The 20,551-nt window shown below is 60.6% G+C and carries 19 protein-coding genes; 10 read left to right on the top strand and 9 right to left on the bottom strand.

Annotation, left to right across the window (positions count from 1 at the left end; translation table 11 throughout):
- The first annotated feature begins 27 nt into the window (after window positions 1-27).
- Window positions 28-399, top strand: a complete 372-nt coding sequence (locus CEC48_RS13710; RefSeq protein ID WP_088424246.1) for a hypothetical protein — start codon at window positions 28-30, stop codon at window positions 397-399.
- Here the strand turns inward: CEC48_RS13710 and argC are convergent.
- Window positions 393-1,331 (bottom strand): N-acetyl-gamma-glutamyl-phosphate reductase, encoded by a 939-nt coding sequence (argC, locus tag CEC48_RS13715; protein WP_088424247.1) that lies wholly within the window; start codon window positions 1,329-1,331, stop codon window positions 393-395. The genes CEC48_RS13710 and argC overlap by 7 nt on opposite strands.
- A 112-nt stretch (window positions 1,332-1,443) precedes the next feature.
- On the opposite strand from argC, the gene CEC48_RS13720 reads away from it, so the two are divergent.
- The 3 genes from CEC48_RS13720 to CEC48_RS13730 all read left to right on the top strand — a co-directional run bounded on the left by CEC48_RS13720 (window position 1,444) and on the right by CEC48_RS13730 (window position 5,115).
- Entirely contained in the window at window positions 1,444-2,328 is an 885-nt protein-coding gene (locus tag CEC48_RS13720; protein WP_088424248.1) for a LysR family transcriptional regulator, read from the top strand.
- Between the two features lie 146 nt (window positions 2,329-2,474).
- Window positions 2,475-2,786, top strand: coding sequence for a DUF2388 domain-containing protein (locus tag CEC48_RS13725; protein ID WP_088424249.1), 312 nt, complete (start codon window positions 2,475-2,477; stop codon window positions 2,784-2,786).
- A 133-nt stretch (window positions 2,787-2,919) separates the two neighbouring features.
- Entirely contained in the window at window positions 2,920-5,115 is a 2,196-nt protein-coding gene (locus CEC48_RS13730; protein WP_088424250.1) for an OsmC domain/YcaO domain-containing protein, read from the top strand.
- A gap of 89 nt (window positions 5,116-5,204) precedes the next feature.
- On the opposite strand, the gene CEC48_RS13735 is transcribed toward CEC48_RS13730, so the two are convergent.
- The 3 genes from CEC48_RS13735 to CEC48_RS13745 are packed head-to-tail and all read right to left on the bottom strand — an operon-like array spanning window position 5,205 to window position 9,305.
- Window positions 5,205-6,626, bottom strand: coding sequence for an efflux transporter outer membrane subunit (locus CEC48_RS13735; protein WP_088424251.1), 1,422 nt, complete (start codon window positions 6,624-6,626; stop codon window positions 5,205-5,207).
- Entirely contained in the window at window positions 6,623-8,203 is a 1,581-nt protein-coding gene (locus tag CEC48_RS13740; RefSeq protein ID WP_088424252.1) for a DHA2 family efflux MFS transporter permease subunit, read from the bottom strand. Before CEC48_RS13740 ends, CEC48_RS13735 begins: the two co-directional genes overlap by 4 nt.
- Complete coding sequence (locus tag CEC48_RS13745; protein WP_088424253.1) at window positions 8,196-9,305, bottom strand: HlyD family secretion protein; 1,110 nt, start codon at window positions 9,303-9,305, stop codon at window positions 8,196-8,198. Before CEC48_RS13745 ends, CEC48_RS13740 begins: the two co-directional genes overlap by 8 nt.
- A 98-nt stretch (window positions 9,306-9,403) precedes the next feature.
- Between CEC48_RS13745 and CEC48_RS13750 the strand changes: the two genes are divergently transcribed.
- A complete protein-coding gene (locus CEC48_RS13750) occupies window positions 9,404-10,108 on the top strand; it encodes a CerR family C-terminal domain-containing protein (protein ID WP_088424254.1) in 705 nt (234 codons plus the stop codon).
- A gap of 2 nt (window positions 10,109-10,110) precedes the next feature.
- Here the strand turns inward: CEC48_RS13750 and CEC48_RS13755 are convergent, their stop codons facing one another.
- Both CEC48_RS13755 and CEC48_RS13760 read right to left on the bottom strand, forming a co-directional pair.
- Window positions 10,111-10,731, bottom strand: coding sequence for a LysE family translocator (locus CEC48_RS13755; RefSeq protein WP_088424255.1), 621 nt, complete (start codon window positions 10,729-10,731; stop codon window positions 10,111-10,113).
- A 16-nt stretch (window positions 10,732-10,747) separates the two neighbouring features.
- Window positions 10,748-11,329: a hypothetical protein gene (locus tag CEC48_RS13760; protein ID WP_088424256.1), complete on the bottom strand. Its 582-nt coding sequence runs from the start codon at window positions 11,327-11,329 to the stop codon at window positions 10,748-10,750.
- 125 nt (window positions 11,330-11,454) lie between these two features.
- On the opposite strand from CEC48_RS13760, the gene CEC48_RS13765 reads away from it, so the two are divergent.
- The gene (locus tag CEC48_RS13765; RefSeq protein ID WP_088424257.1) at window positions 11,455-12,489 is read left to right on the top strand and encodes an alpha/beta fold hydrolase; all 1,035 of its coding nucleotides are present in this window, start codon (window positions 11,455-11,457) and stop codon (window positions 12,487-12,489) included.
- A gap of 261 nt (window positions 12,490-12,750) precedes the next feature.
- Here the strand turns inward: CEC48_RS13765 and CEC48_RS13770 are convergent, their stop codons facing one another.
- Window positions 12,751-13,251 (bottom strand): Lrp/AsnC family transcriptional regulator, encoded by a 501-nt coding sequence (locus CEC48_RS13770; protein ID WP_088424258.1) that lies wholly within the window; start codon window positions 13,249-13,251, stop codon window positions 12,751-12,753.
- A 118-nt stretch (window positions 13,252-13,369) separates the two neighbouring features.
- Between CEC48_RS13770 and CEC48_RS13775 the strand changes: the two genes are divergently transcribed.
- From CEC48_RS13775 to CEC48_RS13785, 3 genes are all read left to right on the top strand, one after another.
- Window positions 13,370-14,404 carry a histone deacetylase family protein gene (locus CEC48_RS13775; RefSeq protein WP_088424259.1) on the top strand — a complete coding sequence of 345 codons (1,035 nt, stop codon included), beginning with the start codon at window positions 13,370-13,372 and terminating at the stop codon, window positions 14,402-14,404.
- A 78-nt stretch (window positions 14,405-14,482) separates the two neighbouring features.
- On the top strand, window positions 14,483-15,892 hold the full coding sequence (locus tag CEC48_RS13780; protein ID WP_088424260.1) for an amino acid permease: 1,410 nt from the start codon (window positions 14,483-14,485) through the stop codon (window positions 15,890-15,892).
- 204 nt (window positions 15,893-16,096) lie between these two features.
- Window positions 16,097-17,506 carry an OprD family outer membrane porin gene (locus CEC48_RS13785; protein WP_088424261.1) on the top strand — a complete coding sequence of 470 codons (1,410 nt, stop codon included), beginning with the start codon at window positions 16,097-16,099 and terminating at the stop codon, window positions 17,504-17,506.
- A gap of 53 nt (window positions 17,507-17,559) precedes the next feature.
- Here the strand turns inward: CEC48_RS13785 and CEC48_RS13790 are convergent, their stop codons facing one another.
- Window positions 17,560-18,612 (bottom strand): alpha/beta fold hydrolase, encoded by a 1,053-nt coding sequence (locus CEC48_RS13790; RefSeq protein ID WP_088424262.1) that lies wholly within the window; start codon window positions 18,610-18,612, stop codon window positions 17,560-17,562.
- Between the two features lie 133 nt (window positions 18,613-18,745).
- Window positions 18,746-19,273 (bottom strand): GNAT family N-acetyltransferase, encoded by a 528-nt coding sequence (locus CEC48_RS13795; RefSeq protein ID WP_088424263.1) that lies wholly within the window; start codon window positions 19,271-19,273, stop codon window positions 18,746-18,748.
- Window positions 19,274-19,423: 150 nt separating this feature from the next.
- Here CEC48_RS13795 and CEC48_RS13800 point away from each other — a divergent pair, with 150 nt between their 5' ends.
- Window positions 19,424-20,551 (top strand): diguanylate cyclase, encoded by a 1,128-nt coding sequence (locus CEC48_RS13800; protein ID WP_088424264.1) that lies wholly within the window; start codon window positions 19,424-19,426, stop codon window positions 20,549-20,551.

A 20,551-nucleotide genomic window follows, 5' to 3' on the forward strand; every position in this document is an offset into this window, starting at 1 on the left:
ACCCTGTCGATCAAGGAAGTGCTTTATATGCAAACCCCCTTTTCCCAAATCAGCGAACGCTTGAACAATCGCCGGTTTATCGTTGCCGGCAACACCCACGGCTTGTCCGGGACAGGCACCGTGTTTCATTACCACGTCGACGCCAACGCCATCTGGGGCACTTACCAGGGCGGGCGGATTCGCATGGGCAATCAAGTCGGGCGCGCCACGGGGCCCAATACCATCGAGTTGCTGTATCAGTGCCTGACCACCGAGGGCGAGATTCTTGCCGGCTGGTCCCGGGGCACGGTAGGCGTGGATGACGCCGGGCGCACGACGTTGGCCTTTGTGTGGGGCTGGTTGTCGGGCGCGCAGGGCGGCGGGGAGTCCAGCTACGTCGAGCTTGTCGCAGATCAGTGATGGACTCTCGGCTTGAGCATCAGGTCCAGGTTTTGCACGGCGGCACCGGCGGCGCCCTTGCCGAGGTTGTCGAATATCGCCGCCAGCAAGACCTGGCCCGTCTCGTGGTTCTCACGCACGATCAAGCGCAAGTCATCCGTGTCGTTCAGGGCTTGGGGATCAAGGTACGTCAGCTCGTTGGCGGCCTGCATCGACAGCACCTGTACGTGATGGGTGCCGCGGTAGTGCCGGGTCAAACAGTCATGTAGCCGCAACCCATCCACCCCCGGTGCCAGCAGCCGCAGTTGCAGTGGGATGGTCAGTACGATCCCCTGGCGAAACGCACCGTAGGCCGGCACAAACACTGGCCGCTGCGTCAGCCCGCTTTGCAACTGAATCTCCGGGACATGCTTGTGTTCCAGGCCCAGGCCATACACCAAAAAGGCGGGCGCCTGCGAAGCGTCCGCGCCCTCATGCTCTTGCACCCCGGCGCGGCCCTTGCCGGAATAGCCCGACACGGCATGGAGGGTCGTCGGGTAGTCCCGGGGCAGCAGCCCGGCCTCAAGCAATGGGCGCAACAGCCCGATCGCGCCGGTGGGATAGCAGCCGGGATTGCTGACCCGCTGCGCCGTGGCGATACGTTGGGCCTGCTGTGGGTTCATTTCGGCGAAGCCATAGGTCCAGTCGGGATGGGTGCGGTGCGCCGAACTGGCGTCGATCACCCGCACGGCCGGATTCTTGATGCTGGCGACGGCGTCCCGCGCAGCCTCATCGGGCAAACACAGAATCGCGATGTCGCAGGCGTTGATCATCTCGGCGCGCTGTAGCGGGTCCTTGCGGTGTTCGGGGCTGAGGGTGATCAGTTGCAGGTCGGTGCGGCCGCGCAGGCGTTGATGGATCTGCAAGCCGGTGGTGCCTTGGTCGCCGTCGATAAATACAAGAGGACTTGCCATGGGATGTTCTCGAATAGGAAATCAGGTGTCCCCATCTTCGGTGAGCGGCTAGGATAGGAAAAGTTGAATTTCCAAACGATGGAATTCAGGTTTTCTGAACAAGGAGTCGCCCATGCGTGAAATCAGCCTGGATCGTTTGCGCACCCTGGTGGCGATTGCCGACCTGGGTTCCTTTGCCGAGGCGGCCCGTATGCTGAATCTCGCGCCGCCCACCGTCAGCTTGCACATTGCCGACCTGGAAGCCCGAGTGGGCGGGCAGTTGCTGTCACGCACCCGTGGGCGCGTGCAGCCTTCGGCGATTGGCGAAACCCTGGTAGAGCGCGCGCGCCGATTGCTGGCGGATGCGGAACAGGCACTGGAGGATGTGGAACGTCAGGTCCAGGGCCTGGCCGGGCGTGTGCGACTGGGAGCTTCCACCGGGGCCATCGCGCAGTTGCTGCCGCAAGCCCTGGAGACGTTGAGCCAACATCATCCCGCCATCGATGTGCAGGTCGCAGTGCTTACCTCCCAGGACACCTTGAAGAAGCTCGCCGATGGTGCTTTGGAGATCGGCCTGGTGGCGCTGCCGCAGGCGCCGGTGAAAGGGTTGAGCATCGAGCCCTGGCGGCGCGACCCGGTCATGGCTTTTTTGCCGGCGCGCCGGGAATGCCCGGAGGTGGTGACGCCTGCTTGGCTGGCTGCCCAGCCCCTGATTTTGAATGACACCACCACCCGGCTGTCCCGCCTGACCTCTGAGTGGTTCGCCAATGACGGCTACCAGCCCACACCGCGCATTCAACTGAACTACAACGACGCGATCAAAAGCCTGGTGGCCGCCGGTTATGGCGCGACGTTGTTGCCCCATGAAGCGTCCACGCCATTGCCCGACACTCGGATCGTGATGCGCCCAATACAGCCCTTGCTGTGGCGCCAACTGGGTATCGCGCACCGTGCCGGGGACATCGAGCGGCCGACCCAACACGTGCTGGATGTGTTGTGGGGGTTGAGTGCGGGGTAGTGTGCAGATAACTGCCTTTGAGTTGTGCAGGCCCGGCAAGGCGGGTAGCCTTGCGCCCCGATGTAACCACCCATTTCAAGGACGGGAGAGCGTGTGATGGATTTTCAGGGAGTAAACGGGCTGTCTGTGAACGGGACGGCTGACCGTTGAAAATCTTCGCGTTCACCTTCGCCATACTCATCACCGCTGTTCAAGCCAAAGACGGAATCTCCTTTGCTGACGATCCGCTGGGCTGGTCATGCCTGAGGTTCTCCACCATCACCTTGCTGACGTCGGAACTGACGACGCGCCCCGGCAGCTTTCTTTCGGCCAAGAATGACGCATTGGCGTTTGTAGGGTCTGAGGGCAAGATCCGGGGTGCGTATTTCGAGCAGGCACTGCTGAGTTTTCGCAGTGCTGGCGGTAACAGGCATGTCAGCGATGCGCAGTTTGCCGAGGCGGTGGCGGTGATTGAGTGAACTCGCGGCGGATTCGGCACGGTAGCGGCTGATATCAAGCGCCAGCGATCAGGCAGGCCCGAAAGCACAAGACTTACGCCTCGAAACCCGGATAATGGCGGCCATATTTTGCTCGCTATTCTGGTAATCCCGCATGGAAATCAAGGTCAATTTTCTCGACAACCTTCGACTTGAAGCCAAGTTCGACGACTTCACCGTGGTGGCCGATCAGCCTATTCGCTACAAGGGCGACGGCTCGGCCCCCGGTCCATTCGATTACTTCCTGGCTTCGTCGGCGTTGTGTGCGGCTTACTTTGTGAAGTTGTACTGCCAAACCCGCAATATTCCCACCGACAATATTCGCCTGTCGCAGAACAACATTGTCGACCCGGAAAACCGCTACAACCAGATTTTCAAGATCCAGGTCGAGTTGCCGGCGGATATCTCCGATAAAGACCGCCAAGGCATCTTGCGTTCCATCGACCGTTGCACCGTGAAAAAAGTGGTGCAGGCCGGGCCGGAGTTTGTGATCGAAGAAGTGGAAAACCTCGACGCCGATGCCCAGGCGTTGCTGATGCCGAGCGCGGCGTCGGATGCCGGCACTTACATCGCGGGCAAGGACCTGCCGCTGGAGAAAACCATCGCCAACATGTCGGCCATTCTGGCGGGCCTGGGCATGAAGATCGAGATCGCGTCGTGGCGCAATATCGTGCCCAACGTATGGTCGCTGCATATCCGCGATGCACACTCGCCGATGTGCTTTACCAACGGTAAAGGTGCGACCAAAGAGGGCGCACTGGCGTCGGCGCTGGGCGAGTTTATCGAACGGTTGAACTGCAATTTTTTCTACAACGACCAGTTCTGGGGCGAAGACATCGCCAATGCGCCATTCGTGCATTACCCGGACGAACGCTGGTTCAAGCCTGGCCGTAAAGACGAACTGCCGCCGGAAATTCTCGACGCGCATTGCCTGCATATCTACAACCGTGACGGCGAGCTGCGTGGCTCGCACCTGTACGACACCAACTCCGGCAACGAAGAACGCGGCATTGTTTCGCTGCCGTTCGTGCGCCAGTCCGATGGCGAGGTGGTGTATTTCCCCTCCAACCTGATCGAGAACCTGTACCTCAGCAACGGCATGAGTGCCGGCAACACCCTGGCTGAAGCGCAGGTGCAGTGCCTGTCGGAGATCTTCGAACGCGCGGTAAAACGCGAAATCATCGAGGGTGAATTCGCGCTGCCGGATGTGCCGCAGGAAGTGCTGGCGAAATTCCCCGGCATCCTGGCCGGTATCCAGGGCCTGGAAGCCCAGGGCTTCCCGGTGCTGGTGAAGGATGCGTCCCTGGGCGGCGAATTCCCGGTGATGTGTGTCACGTTGATGAACCCGCGCACCGGCGGTGTATTTGCCTCGTTCGGCGCACACCCAAGCCTGGAAGTCGCGCTGGAACGCAGCCTGACGGAGCTGCTGCAAGGCCGTAGCTTCGAAGGCCTGAACGACTTGCCGCAGCCGACGTTTGAAGGCCATGCGGTGACGGAGCCGAACAACTTTGTCGAGCACTTCATCGACTCCAGCGGCGTGGTGTCGTGGCGCTTCTTCAGCTCCAAGTCGGATTACGAATTCGTGGAATGGGACTTCTCCGGCCAGGGTGAAAACTCCAACGCTGAAGAAGCCGCGACGTTGTTCGGCATCCTCGAAGGCATGGGCAAGGAAGCCTACATGGCGGTGTACGAGCACATCGGCGCGACGGCCTGCCGCATCCTGGTGCCGGACTATTCGGAGATCTACCCGATCGACGATCTGATCTGGGACAACACCAACAAGGCGCTGTTTTTCCGCGAAGACATCCTGAACCTGCATCGCCTGGATGAGGCCGACTTGAAGGGCCTGGTTGAGCGTCTGGTGGAAAGTGAGCTGGACGATTACACCGATATCGCCACGCTGATCGGCATCGAGTTTGATGACAATACAGCGTGGGGGCAGCTGACGATTCTGGAATTGAAGCTGCTGATTTATCTGGCCTTGCAGCAGTTTGAAGAAGCCAAGGAACTGGTGGAAATGTTCCAGCAGTACAACGACAACACCGTTGAGCGCGGGTTGTTCTACCAGGCCGTGAATGCGGTGCTGGAGATGGAGTTGGATGAAGATTTGGAGCTGGCGGATTACGACGTGAATTTGCGCCGGATGTTTGGTAATGAGCGGATGGATGCGGCGATTGGTTCGGTGAGCGGTAGCGTGCGGTTCTATGGCTTGACGCCGACGAGCATGAAGCTGGAAGGGCAGGACCGGCATCTGCGGTTGATTGACAGCTACAAGAAGCTGCACGCGGCACGGGCTAATACTGCACGCTAACCCCGCTGTTCCTGTGGTGAGGGGGCTTTTGTGGTGAGGGGACAAGCCCCCTCGCCACAGGTTAATGGTTGTCTGCGCTATCTCTTAGCTTACAAAGTCCAACCCAACCCCAGCGCCTTGTGCAGCGACGCAAAGTCCTTGAGCAACGCCGCATCCCCCGAAATCCTGCTTTCCTGTGCCTGGTACCGCGTACGCTCCGCATCCAGCCAGTCCAGCGTACTCGCCGTGCCCGCACGATAACGCTGGCGCGTCAGGTCCGCCGCACGCACCGCCGACGACTCCACATTGCGCAGCAGCACCACGTTCTGCCGCTGGTTGCCATACCGGGCCAAAGCCACATCCGCGTCACGCAACGCACTCAACACCACACTTTTGTAGTGGGCGAGCGCCTCATCGCGCCCGGCTTGAGCACCTTTGACACTGGCCGCCACCCGGCCAAAATCCAGCGCATTCCAGGTCAGCCGTGGCAGCAGCAGCCAGGTGCCGCTGTCCTTGCGCGCCAGATGCCCGGGATCGGCCGCCGAGAACGACAAATCGCCCATAAGGCTCAACTTGGGAAACCAGTCGGCGGTTTTCTCGCCGATCTGCGCGTTGCTCGACGCCAGTTGGCGCTCGGCGACGCGGATATCCGGCCGCGCTTTCAAGATCGCCGCCGGGTCGGCAAACGGCACCTGGCTCGGGATAGCGGGCAGGGCACGCGGAGTAGTGAGGCTCGCATCCAGCTCGCCCGGCTCCAGGCCGCACAGTAAGTTCAGTTGATCCACCGCTTCGACGATTGACGCTTGCAGGGGCAAACGCTGGGCCCGGGTGTTTTCTGCCTGGGTCAGCACCTGTTCGAGTTGCAACTGCGAGGCCACGCCACGGCTGCGCCGCTGCTGGGTCAGGTCCAGCGCCTGCTCCTCGATGTCGACACTGGCATCCACCAGCGCGAGTCGCGCCTGCTGGTCGCGCAGGTCGGCATAGGTCTGCACCACCTCGGCAGCCAGTTGCACCTGGGCATCGGCCAACTGCGCTTGTGACGCATCGTTTTGCGCCTGTGCGGCCTCGATCGCACGGCGGGTGCCGCCAAACACGTCGGCTTCCCAACTGGCATCAAAGCCTGCGAGGTAAAGGCTCAACGGCCCGCGACCGCCACCACTGCTGCCACCCAACGCCGAGGTGTCGGGGGAGCGCAATTTAACCATCGCGGCATCGCCGGTGATTTTTGGCAGGGCATCGGCGTTGGCGCCACTCAGGCTGGCGCGCGACTGCTTGAGGCGCGCCAGGGCGGTCGCCATGTCCGGGCTGTTTTGCAGCGCCTGGGCGACCAGTTGGTTGAGCTGCGGGTCGCCCAGGGTTTGCCACCACTGAGCGACAGCTGGCGTGCGTGGCAGACCCGTGTCGGCGTGGGGCAAGCGCCCGGCCGCCAATGTTTTTGGCGCAGCATCCGGCGCGCCCTGGTAGTCCGGCCCCACGGTACACGCCGCCAGCAGGGCGACGGTGAAGAGCAGGGGAAGTGAGCGATAAATCATGTTCGTTGGCCTGCCTGCGCCGCGCGCTTTTTCAGGATGAAGATCAGGGGAAGGCACGCCAGCATGGCCAGTCCCAGCACGTAGAACGCGTCGTTGTAGGCCATCACTGCCGCTTGCTGGGCGATGTCGTTAGCCAAGTGGCTGAGGGCCTGCAGCGACGCCGTAGAGGGGTCACCGGTTTGCGCCAGGTAGCTGGCGGTGTTGCTCGCCATTTGATCCTGGGTCAACTGACTGTTGGCCTGGATGCCTTCGCGCAGCATGTCGTCATGAAAGTGGCTGCGCCGATCCATCAACACGCCCAGCAACGCCAGCCCCAACGTGCCGCCGAGGTTGCGCGACATGTTGTAGAGCCCGGCCGCATCGCCGGCATCGCGGGTTTCCACCGAGCGCATGGACAGTTGGCTGAGGGGCATCATCACCAGGATTTGCCCAAAGCCCCGCAGAATCTGCGACCAATAAAAATCATGGCCGACACTCTGGGCCGTGAGTTGGGTGTCGAGAAAACAGCTGGCCCAGTACATCAACAGGCCTACGCCGACCATCATCCTGAGGTCCAGGCGGCCCAACATTCTCGGCAGGATCGGCATCAGCAGAAACGCTGGAATGCCCGACAGCAGCATGATCGAACCCGACTGTTGTGCGTTGTAGCCCGACAAGATGCCAAGGAACTGTGGCACCAGATAAGCCGTGCCATACAGCCCGGCGCCGACGGCGGTGGCGATCAGCAGCACGCTGCCAAAGCTGCGGTTGAGCACCAGTTGCAGGCGCAATATCGGCGTACTCGACCGCACCTGCCCGACGGCAATCAGGAAGAACCCGACCACCATCGCAATGCTCAGCCAGATGATCAGCAACGAATCGAGCCAGTGTTCGCGCTGGCCTTCCTCCAGCACCACGGTGAGCGAACTCAAGCCCATGGCCAGGCCGAGGATGCCCAGCCAGTCGGCCTTGATGAACTGTTGAAGGTTCATGCGCTCGCTCGGCAGGCCGGTGATCAACAGGGTGATCAAGGTAATGCTGACGGGCAGGTTAATGAAGAAGCACCAGCGCCAGTTAATGTTTTCCGTGAGCCAGCCACCTATCACCGGGCCCAATAGCGGGCCGAGAATCACCGTCATGCCGAACATCGTGGTGCCGATTGCCAACTGATGGGCGGGTAGCCGGGTGCGCACGATGGTCTGGGCGGTCGGGATCATCGCGCCGCCGGCAAAGCCCTGGCCGATGCGCCCGGCGATCATCGCGCCGAGGCTCGATGACAGCCCGCAGAACATCGAGAAAAACGTGAACATCAAGGCGGTGCCGATCAGGAACCGGCGCAGGCCAAACACCCGGGTCAGCCAGGCGGCGAGGGGAATCATGACGATTTCCGACATCAGGTAACCGGTGGCAATCCATGTGCCTTCAGTACCGGTCGCGCCGATCTGACCCTGGATTTGCGGGAGCGCCGAGTTGGTGATCGAGATATCCAGGGTCGCCAGCAGCGCGCCCAGCGAGCCGGCGGCGACCGCGATCCAGTCCGTCAGCGAGGCGTTGCGCGGTTTGTCCGCGGGCACCTCGGCCAATATCGCTTCAGCCATGGTTGGCGTCTGCCTTGTGGGTGCGGGTGTCGACTTCCACGGTCGCGGACAAACCGGGCATCAGCGCCTGGCGAACGTCATCCGGTACGTCCAGGGAAATCCGCACGGGAACCCGCTGCACGATCTTGGTGAAGTTGCCGGTGGCGTTCGACGGCGGCAGCAACGCGAACTGCGCGCCGGTGCCGGGCGACAGGCTGTCGATATGGCCCTGGAGGTCATGGCCCGGCAGCGCGTCGACGTGCACGGTGACGGTTTGCCCGGCGTGCATGTCGCCGATCTGGGTTTCCTTGTAGTTGGCGGTCAGGTAGATCGCGCTCACCGGCACCACGGTCAGCAGGCGTGTGCCCGGCTGCACGTATTGCCCGACACGCACACCTCGGTCGGCCACGCGGCCGTCGAGTGGGCTGCGAATCACCGCGTCGTCTACGTCCAACTGGCTCTGGGCATCGCTGGCCTTGGCCACGCCGAGTTGCGCCTGTGCCTGCTTGAGCTGGGCTTCAAGGGTGCCGTAGCGGGTTTGGCTGGAACGCAGTGCGGCCTGCTTGGCGGCTACGGTGCTGCGGGCTTGGGCCAGTTGGTTGTTGAGCTGGGCCAGGCGTTCTTCCGGCTCTGCACCGGAACGCGCCAGTGGCGCATAACGCGCGACTTCGGTTTGTGCGTGTTGGGCGTCGGCTTGCGCGCCTTGCAGTTGGGCGCGCGCTTCGGCGATGGTCGAGTCCTGCTGCACCAGGTCGGCCTGGGCTTTGGCAAAATCGGCTTCGCGGGCCGCAATCGTCGCCGAGGCTTCGTCACTCACGGCCTGGTATTTGCGTGCGTCCAGGCGTACCAGCACGTCGCCGCGCTTGACGTTCTGGTTATCGGCCACCAGAACTTCGGCGACGTAGCCGCTGATTTTCGGCGCCACGCTGATGCTGTCGGCTTGCAGATAGGCGTCATCGGTGGTCTCGATAAAGCGCCCGGTGATCCACCACCAGGCGCCCCACGCCAGCCCGGCCAACAGTGCAACGCCGGCGAGTGTCAGCAGAATCCGCCGGGCTTTGCCGCGTTGGCCGTTGACGGTGGTTTCAGGAATGACCTGAGAAGAGGGAGGTGCCGCGGACATCAAGTCACTCCAGTTTTATATCAGTTGGAATAAATTCGTTTTTTCGCGAAAATTTGTCAACTGGTATATTTTGGTGACGTCTAGAAATGGAGTTGCACATGGCACGACATAAACCGGCCGCCGAAGGGGGTTATCAGCGGGGTGAAGAAACCCGCGCACGTATTGTCGAGGCTGCCGTAGAGGTATTTGGCGAGCGCGGCTACGACGGCGCGTCCACGCGCGACATCGCCAACGCTGCCGGGGTCAATGCACCGGCGATCCAGTACTACTTCGATGGCAAGGAAGGCGTATACCTGGCGTGCGTCGAGCACTTGATCACGCTGCTATGGCGAAAAATGTCCGAGCCTGTTGAGGCGGCGGAAGGCGCGCTGGCCGATCCAGACGTGAGCGATCAGGCGCTGATCGAAGTCTCGCTGGGCATTCTCGGCGCCGTGGTCTCGACGATTCAGGACAGCCCTCAAACCACGGCGTGGCGTGCGTTTCTTGACCGTCATCAAGCCGGGCTCTGCCCTGAAAGCGCGACCATGGCGTTCGAGGAACGCTTCAAGGCGCGCATCGCCAACGTGATCCGCCTGCTGATCGCGCGCGTTTCCGGCCTTGCCGTTGACGACGAACGCACGGTGATCCACTCGATGGCGCTGTTCACCCAGGGCCTGGCGTTTCGGGTGCAGAAACCCAAGCTGCTCTCTGCCTTGAACTGGACCGAAGTGAACCAGAAGGAAATGGAACTGGTGCGGGATGTGGTGCTGATGCAGGCGCGGTTTACCCTCGAAGGGCTGGTGCGGCACCGGGACCGGCGCTGACCTCAGCGCTTGCTGAAGGCCAGCCGCGCGGCAAACAGCACGAAGATCATGCCGGTGGTGCGGTCCATCCACTTGATCACCTTTTCACGCCGCAGCACACCGGCCAGTGGCTGCGTGGCGCCGATCAGTATCAGTGACCAGATCAGGCTGATCACCACATGGATACTCACCAGCCCGAATGTCCAACCCACCAGGGAATGCCCCTGGGGAATGAACTGCGGCAGAAAAGACACGTAGAAAATCCCGATCTTGGGGTTGAGGACGTTGCCCATCATGCCCTTCAAGAACCAGTTTGCGCCGGGTTTTCCGTTGGCTTTGACGGGAGCAAGTGAACTGCGCGGGCGCAACAACATGTTCAGGCCCAGCCATGCCAGGTAAGCGGCGCCGCAGTACTTCAAAACGTTGAAGGCCACCTCTGAAACCGCGATCAGCGCGCCCAGCCCAAAGGCGACCGCTGCGCCCCATAAGAGACAGCCGGCGTTGATGCCCAGTGTGGCGCGCAACGCCTGTTGTTTGCCCTCGACCGTTGCGGTTCTGAGCACCAGAGCAGTGTCCAGCCCGGGGGTGAGCGTCAGCAGCGTGGCGGCGAAGGTGAAGGCCAGCAGGTTATCGGCGATGGACATGGGTATTTACCTTAAATCAGAAACTATCGAGGCTGGCGTTGATACCGGCTACACGCGCCAGCTCGATGATTGCCTCGACCTGTTCAGCATCGATGATAAATCCCTGGAAATCGTCATCTCCAGAGTCCAGGTGAACGTAACGCTTACCGAATCGAGCCAGCCATTGGTCGAAACGGCCCAGCACCTCGGGCATTGTTGAAGTGCCGTCATGCACGTAAACGTAAGGTTCTTGCACGCCGCTGGCGCTTGCCAGGTAGGGCGCCAGGTATTCAAAGCCGTCATACCCTCGCCAATCAACGGCCAGCAGCGCCAGATAGTCGAGTTTCTGTCCCCGGGTGTCGTCAAGCAAACCCTCTGACAGCGCGGTGGCGGCGTGTTGCTCCATGGCGAACTTGCGCAGCACTCGCCTGACCAGCCTGGCACTTTCATGCTCTGGCGCGTGAGCCAGCAGCGTTTGGGTCAGCGATTTGAGTGCGTGCCTCTGTTCCGGGGATTCGTCAGAGCGCATCTCCCGCATGATTGCTGCGTGGCTGGCGTTGGTTTCTTCGGGAGGCGGCATGGTAAAGCGCCCGCCAAACAGACGATCCCAAATGCCCATGTTGCCCTCCCTGGATACGTTGCGTTCATCGTGTGTGGGGCAGGTTACTGTGACGGGTACGGAGCTGTCGATACTGTGGCCAGCTGTGCAAGAATATGGCGCTTAGCCACTTAGGGAACTCAAGGATGAAAACGCTGTGTGCTGCTCTGTTGTTGATGGTTGTTTGCGGCCTGGCCCAGGCCAACGTGCGGATTGGATTCCAGGAAATAGTGATTCCCGACGCGGAACACGGCAGGCCGTTGCAGGTGGCGGTGTGGTACCCGACCAACGCTGCCGGCACGCCAGAACTGATAGCAGACAATCCGGTTTTTGTCGGCGCGCCAGCCTTGAAGGACGCTGCGCCTGCTGCCGGTGAGCATCCGCTGGTGGTGATCTCCCACGGTATCTTCGGCAACTGGATCAATCAGTCCTGGCTCGCCAGTGCGTTGGCCCAACAGGGTTATATCGTCGCCTCACCCAACCACCCCGGCACCACCAGCAAGGACCGGACCCAGCCTGCCGCCTCCGAGCTATGGAACCGTCCGCTCGATATCCACCGGGTGATTGATGCCATGATCGCCCAGCCCAAACGCTTTGGCGCGGTGGCCAGCCACAAGATCGCCGTAGTGGGGCACTCGCTCGGTGGCTGGACGGCACTGGAAGTCGGCGGCGCCCGCTTTGACCCGCAGCGCTTTACCGACGACTGCAAGGCGCATGCGGCAATTGCCCCTTGCAAGGCCTACGAACAACTCGAGGTTGGCCGTACCGAGCAAGCGAAGCAGCGCTTGGCCGAGGACTTGAGCGACAAGCGCGTGGGCGCCATTGTTTCCCTGGACCTGGGCTTCGCCCGCGGCTTCAGCGATGAAAGTCTGGCGGCGCTGCACCGGCCCACGCTGGTGATTGCTGCGGGTACACCGTCCCCGGAATTGCCTGCAGCACTGGAATCTGCCGACTTAGCCAAACGCCTGCCGCAGAAGACTTCGCGCTACGTGGAAATCAGCGACGCCACGCACTTCAGCTTTTTGCCCATCTGCAAGCCGGGCGCGGTGGAGCGTATTGAACAGAGCGACCCCGGTGAAGGCTTCATCTGCCTTGATGCCAAGGGTGCCCGTCCCAAGCCGCAGATTCAGCAGCAGATACTCAGCTTGATCAGTGAGTTTTTGCAGCAGTCCCTGCGCTAGCCGTCAGATGTTCTTGGACCTGCGCATTCTGAAATCGCCGAACAACCTGTGGCGAGGGGGCTTGTCCCCCGTTGGGCTGCGCAGCGGCCCCAGCAATCCGTCAGACGCCACTGCTCTGGCAGAAAACCACTAACCCCGTGGCGAGGGAGCTTGCTCCCGCTGGGGTGCGAAGCGCCCCCAAAAAACAGGACTGCTACGCAGCCCAACGGGGGACAAGCCCCCTCACCACAATAGTTTTGCGTTGCTAGCTTACCGAGTCGCTCACGGCTTCAACCTGCCCGGAATCGCCACCCGACTCGTCGCCTTCACCTCCCTCAACGCCAAACTCGACTGAATCGACGCAATCCCCAACTGCCGCCGCAACACGCTCTCCACAAAATCGCTGTACGCGTCCAGATCCTCCGCCAGCACCTGCAGCAAATAATCCGCATCCCCGGTGATCTTGTGGCACGACTGCACCTGGGGCAGTTCCTTGATCACCGCCTCAAAATCCTCCGGCGTATGGTCGGAGTGCACCGCAAACCGCACATGCACAAACGCCATGATTTCCAGCCCCAGCATCTTGCGATCAAGGTTGGCCTGGTAGTCCTTGATCACGCCTTCTTCCTCCAACCGCTTACGCCGGCGCCAGCACGGCGTGAGGCTCAGGGACAGGCGCTCGCTGAGTTCGGCGTTGGAAATACTGGCGTCTGCCTGCAACAACGCGAGGATGGCGAGATCGGTGTCGTCAAGTGCGACCTGTTTGGTTTTATTTTTCTTCATGGCGGCTCTTTGGGGTAAAAGTGCCCGATTACGCTAGCATCGGCGCACGTAAAAGCAAAGAAATCCCACCGAGGCCAGAACAAAATAATCACCTGTCTTTCACGGGTGGATGTCTTTCATGCTGACTGTTTTTAGCGATTCTCATCGTTTGCACCATGGCACCGAACTCAAGGACGGCGTGCTCAAGCCGTCCTTCGAACAACCCAGCCGGGCCGACACGGTGCGTGACCGCGTCAGGCATGTGGGCCTTGGCGATATCATCGTGCCGCGCAAGTTTGACCGGGCCTGTTACGTCAACGCCCACAGCGAACGCTATGTGTCCTTCCTGGAAACCGCCTGGGCCGAATGGACCGCTATCGGCCGTGCCCATGACGCCTTGCCGCTGGTGTGGCCGGTGCGGGATTTGGCCAATGACCAGGTGCCGGAATTCATCGACGGCAAGCTCGGGTTTTTCGCGATGGACGCCGGCTCGCCAATCACCAGCACCACCTGGCAAGCGGTGAAGACCAGCGCCGACATCGCGCTCACCGGCCTGGCGTTGATCGATGAAGGCCACACCAGTGCCTTTGCCCTGTGCCGTCCACCCGGGCACCATGCCGCGCGGGAATACATGGGCGGTTATTGTTACCTGAATAATGCGGCCATCGCGGCGCAACAAGCGATCACCCAAGGGGCCAAGCGCGTCGCGGTGCTGGATGTGGACTTTCACCACGGCAACGGCACGCAGAACATTTTCTACGACCGTAGCGACGTGATGTTCGTCTCCCTGCATGGCGAGCCGGCAGTGTCGTATCCCTACTATTCGGGCTTCAGTGCCGAGCGCGGTGCAGGGGCGGGCGAGGGCTTCAACCTGAACTATCCGCTGGCGAAAAACACCGGTTGGAGCACCTACAAAGACGCGCTGCTCGACGCCTGTAATCAACTGCGAAAGTTCTCGCCAGAGGTGCTGGTGATTTCCCTCGGCGTCGACACCTTCAAGGACGATCCCATCAGTCATTTCCTGCTGGAAAGCCGCGACTTCCTGGGCATCGGCGAAATCATCGCCAGCGTGGGCGTGCCCACCCTGTTTGTGATGGAAGGCGGCTACATGGTCGATGAAATCGGCATCAATGCCGTCAACGTGCTGCATGGTTTCGAGAACAAACAAGCCTGATTCCCACGCCATACCAACAACAAGAAACGCCTGACTTTTTTTCTGCCAAAACTCAAAAACATAACAAGAGGTTTTGTGATGAAAACAACCGCGCCCGGGCTTATTGAAAAGCCCGCTTTGCAACGCACCCTCAGCAACCGACATATTCAACTGATGGCCATGGGCGGTGCGATTGGCACCGGCCTGTTTATGGGCTCGGGCAAGATCATTGCGCTGTCGGGTACCTCGATCATCCTGATCTACATGATCATCGGGCTGTTCGTGTATTTCGTGATGCGCGCCATGGGCGAGCTGCTGTTATCCAACCTGAACTTCAAGAGCTTCGCCGACTTTGCCGGTGCTTACCTGGGGCCGCGTGCGGCGTTTTTTCTCGGCTGGTCGTATTGGCTGAGCTGGAGCGTGGCGGTGGTGGGTGATGCGGTGGTGGTGGGGGGCTTTTTCCAGTATTGGTTCCCGGACGTGCCCGCGTGGATCCCGGCGATTGCGATGTTGCTCACCCTGTTTGCCTTGAGTGTGCTGACGGTGCGGCTGTTCGGTGAGGTGGAGTTCTGGTTTGCGATCATCAAGATCATCGCCGTGGTGACGTTGATCGGCGTGAGCGTGGTGTTGATTGCCAGCTCGTTTGTGTCACCCACCGGCGTCACGGCTTCCCTGAGCCATTTGCTGGATAAGCAGGCAGCTTTCCCCAACGGGTTGTTCGGCTTCTTTGCCGGGTTTCAGATGGCGATCTTCTCGTTCGCCGGTACTGAATTGATCGGCACGGCGGCCGCTGAAACCCGTTCGCCAGAGAAGACGCTGCCCAAGGCGATCAACTCGATTCCGCTGCGGATCATTCTGTTTTACGTGCTGGCCCTGGCGTGCATCATCGCCGTGACGTCGTGGCAGCAGGTGTCGCCCAGCAAGAGTCCGTTTGTTGAACTGTTCCTGGTGGCGGGCTTTCCTGCGGCGGCAGGGATTGTGAATTTCGTGGTGCTGACGTCGGCGGCTTCGTCGGCCAACAGCGGGGTGTTTTCGGCCAGTCGCATGTTGTTTGGCCTGGCGGACTTGGGCGACGCACCGGGAATTTTCCGGCGTCTGTCGAGAAGCAGTGTGCCGTTTATCAGCCTGGCGTTTACCACCTTCCTGATGCTGCTCGGCTTATTGCTGCTGTTTATAGTCCCGGAAGTGATGACGGCCTTTACCATCGTCTCGACCGTTTCGGCGATTCTGGTGATCTTTACCTGGTCGACCATCCTGGCGTCCTACATCGCCTACCGTAAAAAGCGACCGGACCTGCATGAAAAATCGCTGTACAAAATGCCGGGTGGCGTACCAATGGCATGGGTGTCCCTGGCGTTCATGGCGTTTGTTTTGTGCCTACTGGCACTTCGCCCAGACACACGTTTGGCGCTCTGTGCGATGCCTGCGTGGTTTGTATGGCTGGCAGTTGCCTACCAGTTTTCGCATTTTCGCGGCAGATTCCAGGCCAATCAGGGCAGAGCGCTCTAATAGCCTGCATACAACTTCAGGTTCCTGAACCGTCAAAAAAGGCCGTCTTGTACGGCCTTTTCATGACGGTTTTTTCATTGTCACATGACAAAAATTTCACATTCCCAGCCATAAGCCCCATGCCACAATCCGCAGCGTTTGCAGGGCTGCAACGGTATTCGCTCGAAGGACAGTAAAAAAATAATGTTCACAGGGGCGCAGTAAATGAAACTCTCTACATTAGCTTTGGCTATCACCGCGGCTGTCCTCGCACAACACGCCAGTGCAGATGACTTTGGTCTTGGCTCACTCGGCACGGGTAACGGTCATAGTGGCTTCCTCGAAGACAGTCACGCTTCGATCAGTTCGCGCACCATGTACTACAATGCCGACGTTCACTCCGGCACCGCGAACGACCTGCGCGAAACGGCTACAGCGCTGCGCTTCGACTACAAATCCGGTTACACCCAAGGCATCTTAGGCGTGGGTTTTGACGTGATGGCTTTTGGCGCCTTGCGTCTGGACGGTGGCGATGGCCACGCAGCGGGTAATGGCCTGACGGGTAACGGCAACAGCTTCTTTCCGGTCAAGAACAATGGCACCGAGCCTGCTGACAGCTTCGGTCGCGCAGCCGGTAACGTTAAATTCCGTATTTCCCAGACCGAATTGCACGTGGGCGGTGGCTTGGCCCCGATCCTGCCTATCCTGGTGTCCAACGACAGCCGTGTGGCCCCGCAAACCTTTGACGGCGGCATCCTGACCTCCAAGGACATTCCTAACGTCACCTTCACGGGCGGCGAGTTGAACAAGGCCGAAGGTCGTGCATCGAGTAACTCCACTGGCTTGAGCGTCGCCGGTGCCACTCGCGACAGCGACAGCTTCCGTTTCGGTGGTGTTGACTACCAGCCGTTTGGTTCTTCCGACAACGTCATCGCTAAAAACCTGACGCTGCAGTACTACTACGCCGACCTGGAAGACTTCTACAAACAGAACTATTTCGGCTTGGTGCACGTACTGCCGTTGGGCAATGACCAATCGTTCAAAACCGACCTGCGCTATTTCGACAGCACCAGCGACGGTAAAAACGGCTCGGCTGGCTACGCGTTCAACAACAACGGCGGCTATGCCAAGCATGCCGGTGAAGTCGACAACAAAACCTACAGTGCTGCCTTCACCTACCAGTTGGGCGGCAGCCAGTTGATGCTCGGCCACATTGGTGTGAGTGACGACGGCGGCTTCGTCTGGGTGAACCAGGGCAGCATCGCCGACCCAACCGCGCAAGGCGCGGCCGGCTCCGACTTCTACCTGTTCACCGACGCCGTGGTTGGCCAGTTCTCCCGTGCGGGCGAGCAAGTCAATTTCGGCCAGTACCTGTATGACTTCAGAACCCTGGTGCCTGGTCTGAAAGCCTCGATTGCCTACCTCAACGGTAGCGACATCAAGTCCAAGGTTGCCGGTGGCAGCGATCAGTCGGAGCGCGAAACCGATTTCCGTCTTGATTACGTCGTGCAAGCAGGCCCGCTGAAAGGCTTCGGTACCACCTTGCGTACCGGTAGCTACCACGGCCACAACACCGGCACTGCTGATCAGGATCAAACCCGCCTGATCTTGAACTACACCTACGCGATCTTTTAATAAGCCGCCTGGAAACGTTCCAAGTGAAGGCCGCCTACGGGCGGCCTTTTTCATTACAAATGGTCCGCATCAATCACCGCCTTGGCAAAGGCTTGCGGAGCTTCCTGCGGCAGGTTGTGGCCAACGCCGCCGGTGATCAATCGGTATTCATACTTGCCGGTAAAGCGCTTGGCGTAGTCTTCTGCCGCCGGGTGTGGTGCGCCGTTGGCGTCGCCTTCCATCGTGATGGTGGGCACGCTGATGGACGGGGCAGTGGCGAGTTTCTGTTCCAGTGCAGCGTATTTTTTCTCGCCCTGGATCAGGCCCAGGCGCCAGCGGTAGTTGAAGACCGACACGGCGACGTGGTCGGGGTTGTCCAGGCCCTTGGCGCTGCGGTCGAAGGTGGCGTCGTCAAACGCCCATTTCGGCGAGGCGATTTGCCAGATCAATTTGGCAAAGTCGTGGGTGTTTTTTGCATAGCCGGCGGCGCCGCGTTCGGTGGCGAAGTAGAACTGGTACCACCATTGCAACTCGGCCTTGGGCGGCAGTGGGTTTTTACCGGCAGCCTGGTTGCCGATCAGATAGCCGCTGACCGATACCAGTGCCTTAACCCGCTCAGGCCACAACGCCGAGACGATGTCGGCGGTGCGTGCGCCCCAGTCGTAGCCGCCGAGCACGGCGTGTTTGATCTTCAGTGCGTCCATGAAATCGATCAGGTCGACGGCGAGTGCGGCCGGTTGGCCGTTGCGCAGGGTCTTGGCCGACAGGAAGTGTGTGTCGCCGTAGCCGCGGGCGTAAGGCACCAGCACCCGGTAGCCTTGAGCGGCCAGCAGCGGCGCTACCTCGGCATAGCTGTCAATGTCGTAGGGCCAGCCGTGCAGCAGGACCACCACCGGGCCATCGGCCGGGCCGACTTCGGCGTAGGCCACGTCCAGCAAGCCGGCCTTCACATGCTTCAGCGCACCGAATGCGCTGTGGGTGCTCGCGCTGGCGACCGCTGGCGCTTGAACGGTTTGTGCACCGGCAACGCCGAGGGCACCGAACTGCAACAGCGCAAAGGCCAGCAGCGACGCGCCGATAAGGCGGCGGGGCTTGAAGCCGTGTGGGGTGTTCAATTGAGTGTGCATGGTGAGCCTCCAGCGGCGGGTTGTGTGCCTGGCTCACAGTTGAACGTAGTTGTGTATCCGGCCTGTTTCGAGAAAACCGTTGGGTTAAAGCTTATGTATCGCAGGGTGGCTTGGACACACTGCGATACATAGGTCAGGGGGCTCGGGTGGCGACATACACCAGGCTCGGCGCTTGACCGGGCACATCGTCCAGTTCGTCGACACGTTGCATGCCGATTTTCTCCAATACGTTGATTGACGCCTGGTGCGCCGGGCGGACCACGCCGTACACCTGCGGCTGGTCCAGCTCGACAAAGCCAAATTGCAACGCAGCCCTGGCAAGCTCTGTCGCAAAGCCCTTGCCCCAGGCGCTGGTCGCGAAGCGGTAGCCCAGGTTGATCCGTTCAGCCTCGTTGTAGTTGTACAACGTGATGCCACCAAAGCCGATCACGCACTCTGGCGCCTCTCGGGTTGCAATCGCCCATTGGCCAAAGCCATGTTCTGCCCAGTGTTTGAGCCAGCGATCCAGGGCGGTTTTGGCTTGGTGCAGGTCGGCCAAGGGCCCCGCCGGGTTGTAGCGGTTGGTCTCGGGGTCGCCATAGATGGCGAATACACTGGCCACATCGTCGACCGTTGGGTTCCTGAGGATCAATCGTGAAGTGTTTATTGGGCGGGTATTCATGGATAGGCTCTGATCCTTGGAGCGAGAGAGAAGGTGTTCGCCTATATTTATCCTGCTTTCGGCGCTCTAGCACGCTTGATTCAGTTGTTAGGGGTACTGGCAGGATGCCACAATGGCACTTTGTCGCGGCAGTATGATCAGGCGGACCAAATGAATGGCCTTGGGCGTGGGCAGGACCAGGATTGCTTCATCGAGGAGCAGGTACGAACAGATCGACTGCATCAACTGTTTCGTCAGTCGTTTGCGGCCATTTTTGGCAGTTATATGGCGGCAGCAATGCTGTGCTGGCTGTGTTGGGAGCGTTTCGATCACCGGGTGATGCTGGTGTGGCTGGTGGTATTGGCGGGCACATCGTTGCTGCGTATCTCGATGTTCATGGCCTGGTTTCGCTGCCCCAACAGTGACCGTACCCCCGCGCGCTGGGAGCGTCGCTACTGGCTGACGCTGATGTTGTCCGCCGGTGTGTGGGGCGCCGGCGCCCTGGCGTTGATGCCCACCGACGACCGGCTGTCCCAGGCCCTCATCATGCTGTTTACCGTGGGCATGTCCGTCAGCGCGGTCTCGTGTTATTCGGCTTATCGCTATATGACGCTGGTGTCCATGGCGCTGGTTCTGATGCCATGCACCCTGTGGTTGCTGTTTCAGCCGTCACCGATGCAAGTGGGCGTAGGCCTGGCAGTCCTGGTGTTTTCATCGTTCGTGGTGAGCGCCACGCGCAAGCTGTCCGACGCCCTGGAAAAGGCCTTTCGCCTGACCCGGCAAATGGAACGTGCCCACAATATCTCCACCCGCGCCGCACAAACCGATGAACTCACCGGCCTGATGAACCGCCGCGCGTTCTTCGAACATGCGCAGTTGCTCTACGAGCAGTGTCGCCATAACCAGCAGCCGTTGTGCGCGTTGATGATGGACATGGACCACTTCAAAAACATCAATGACACCTACGGCCACCAGGCCGGCGACCAGGTGCTGCGGCAGATCGGCGGGGTGATCAGCGCGTCGTTTCGCCAGGCTGATGTGTACGGGCGACTAGGGGGCGAGGAGTTTGCGGTGTTGTTGCCCGATACTTCGCTTGAGACCGGGCGGGACATCGCCGAGCAGTTGGTCAAGGCCATCGCCGGGCTGACCAGCGAACCGGTCCATGGGCTCACAGCGAGCCTCGGCGTTGCCTGGGCCCGCGCGGTGGATCAAGACCTGCACGGCTTGATGAACACCGCCGACAAGGCCCTGTACCGCGCCAAAGCCCTGGGGCGTAATCAGGTGGCCGTGGCGGAGTAG

It is taken from the genome of Pseudomonas sp. K2I15 (assembly GCF_002204795.1).
GTDB lineage: Bacteria > Pseudomonadota > Gammaproteobacteria > Pseudomonadales > Pseudomonadaceae > Aquipseudomonas.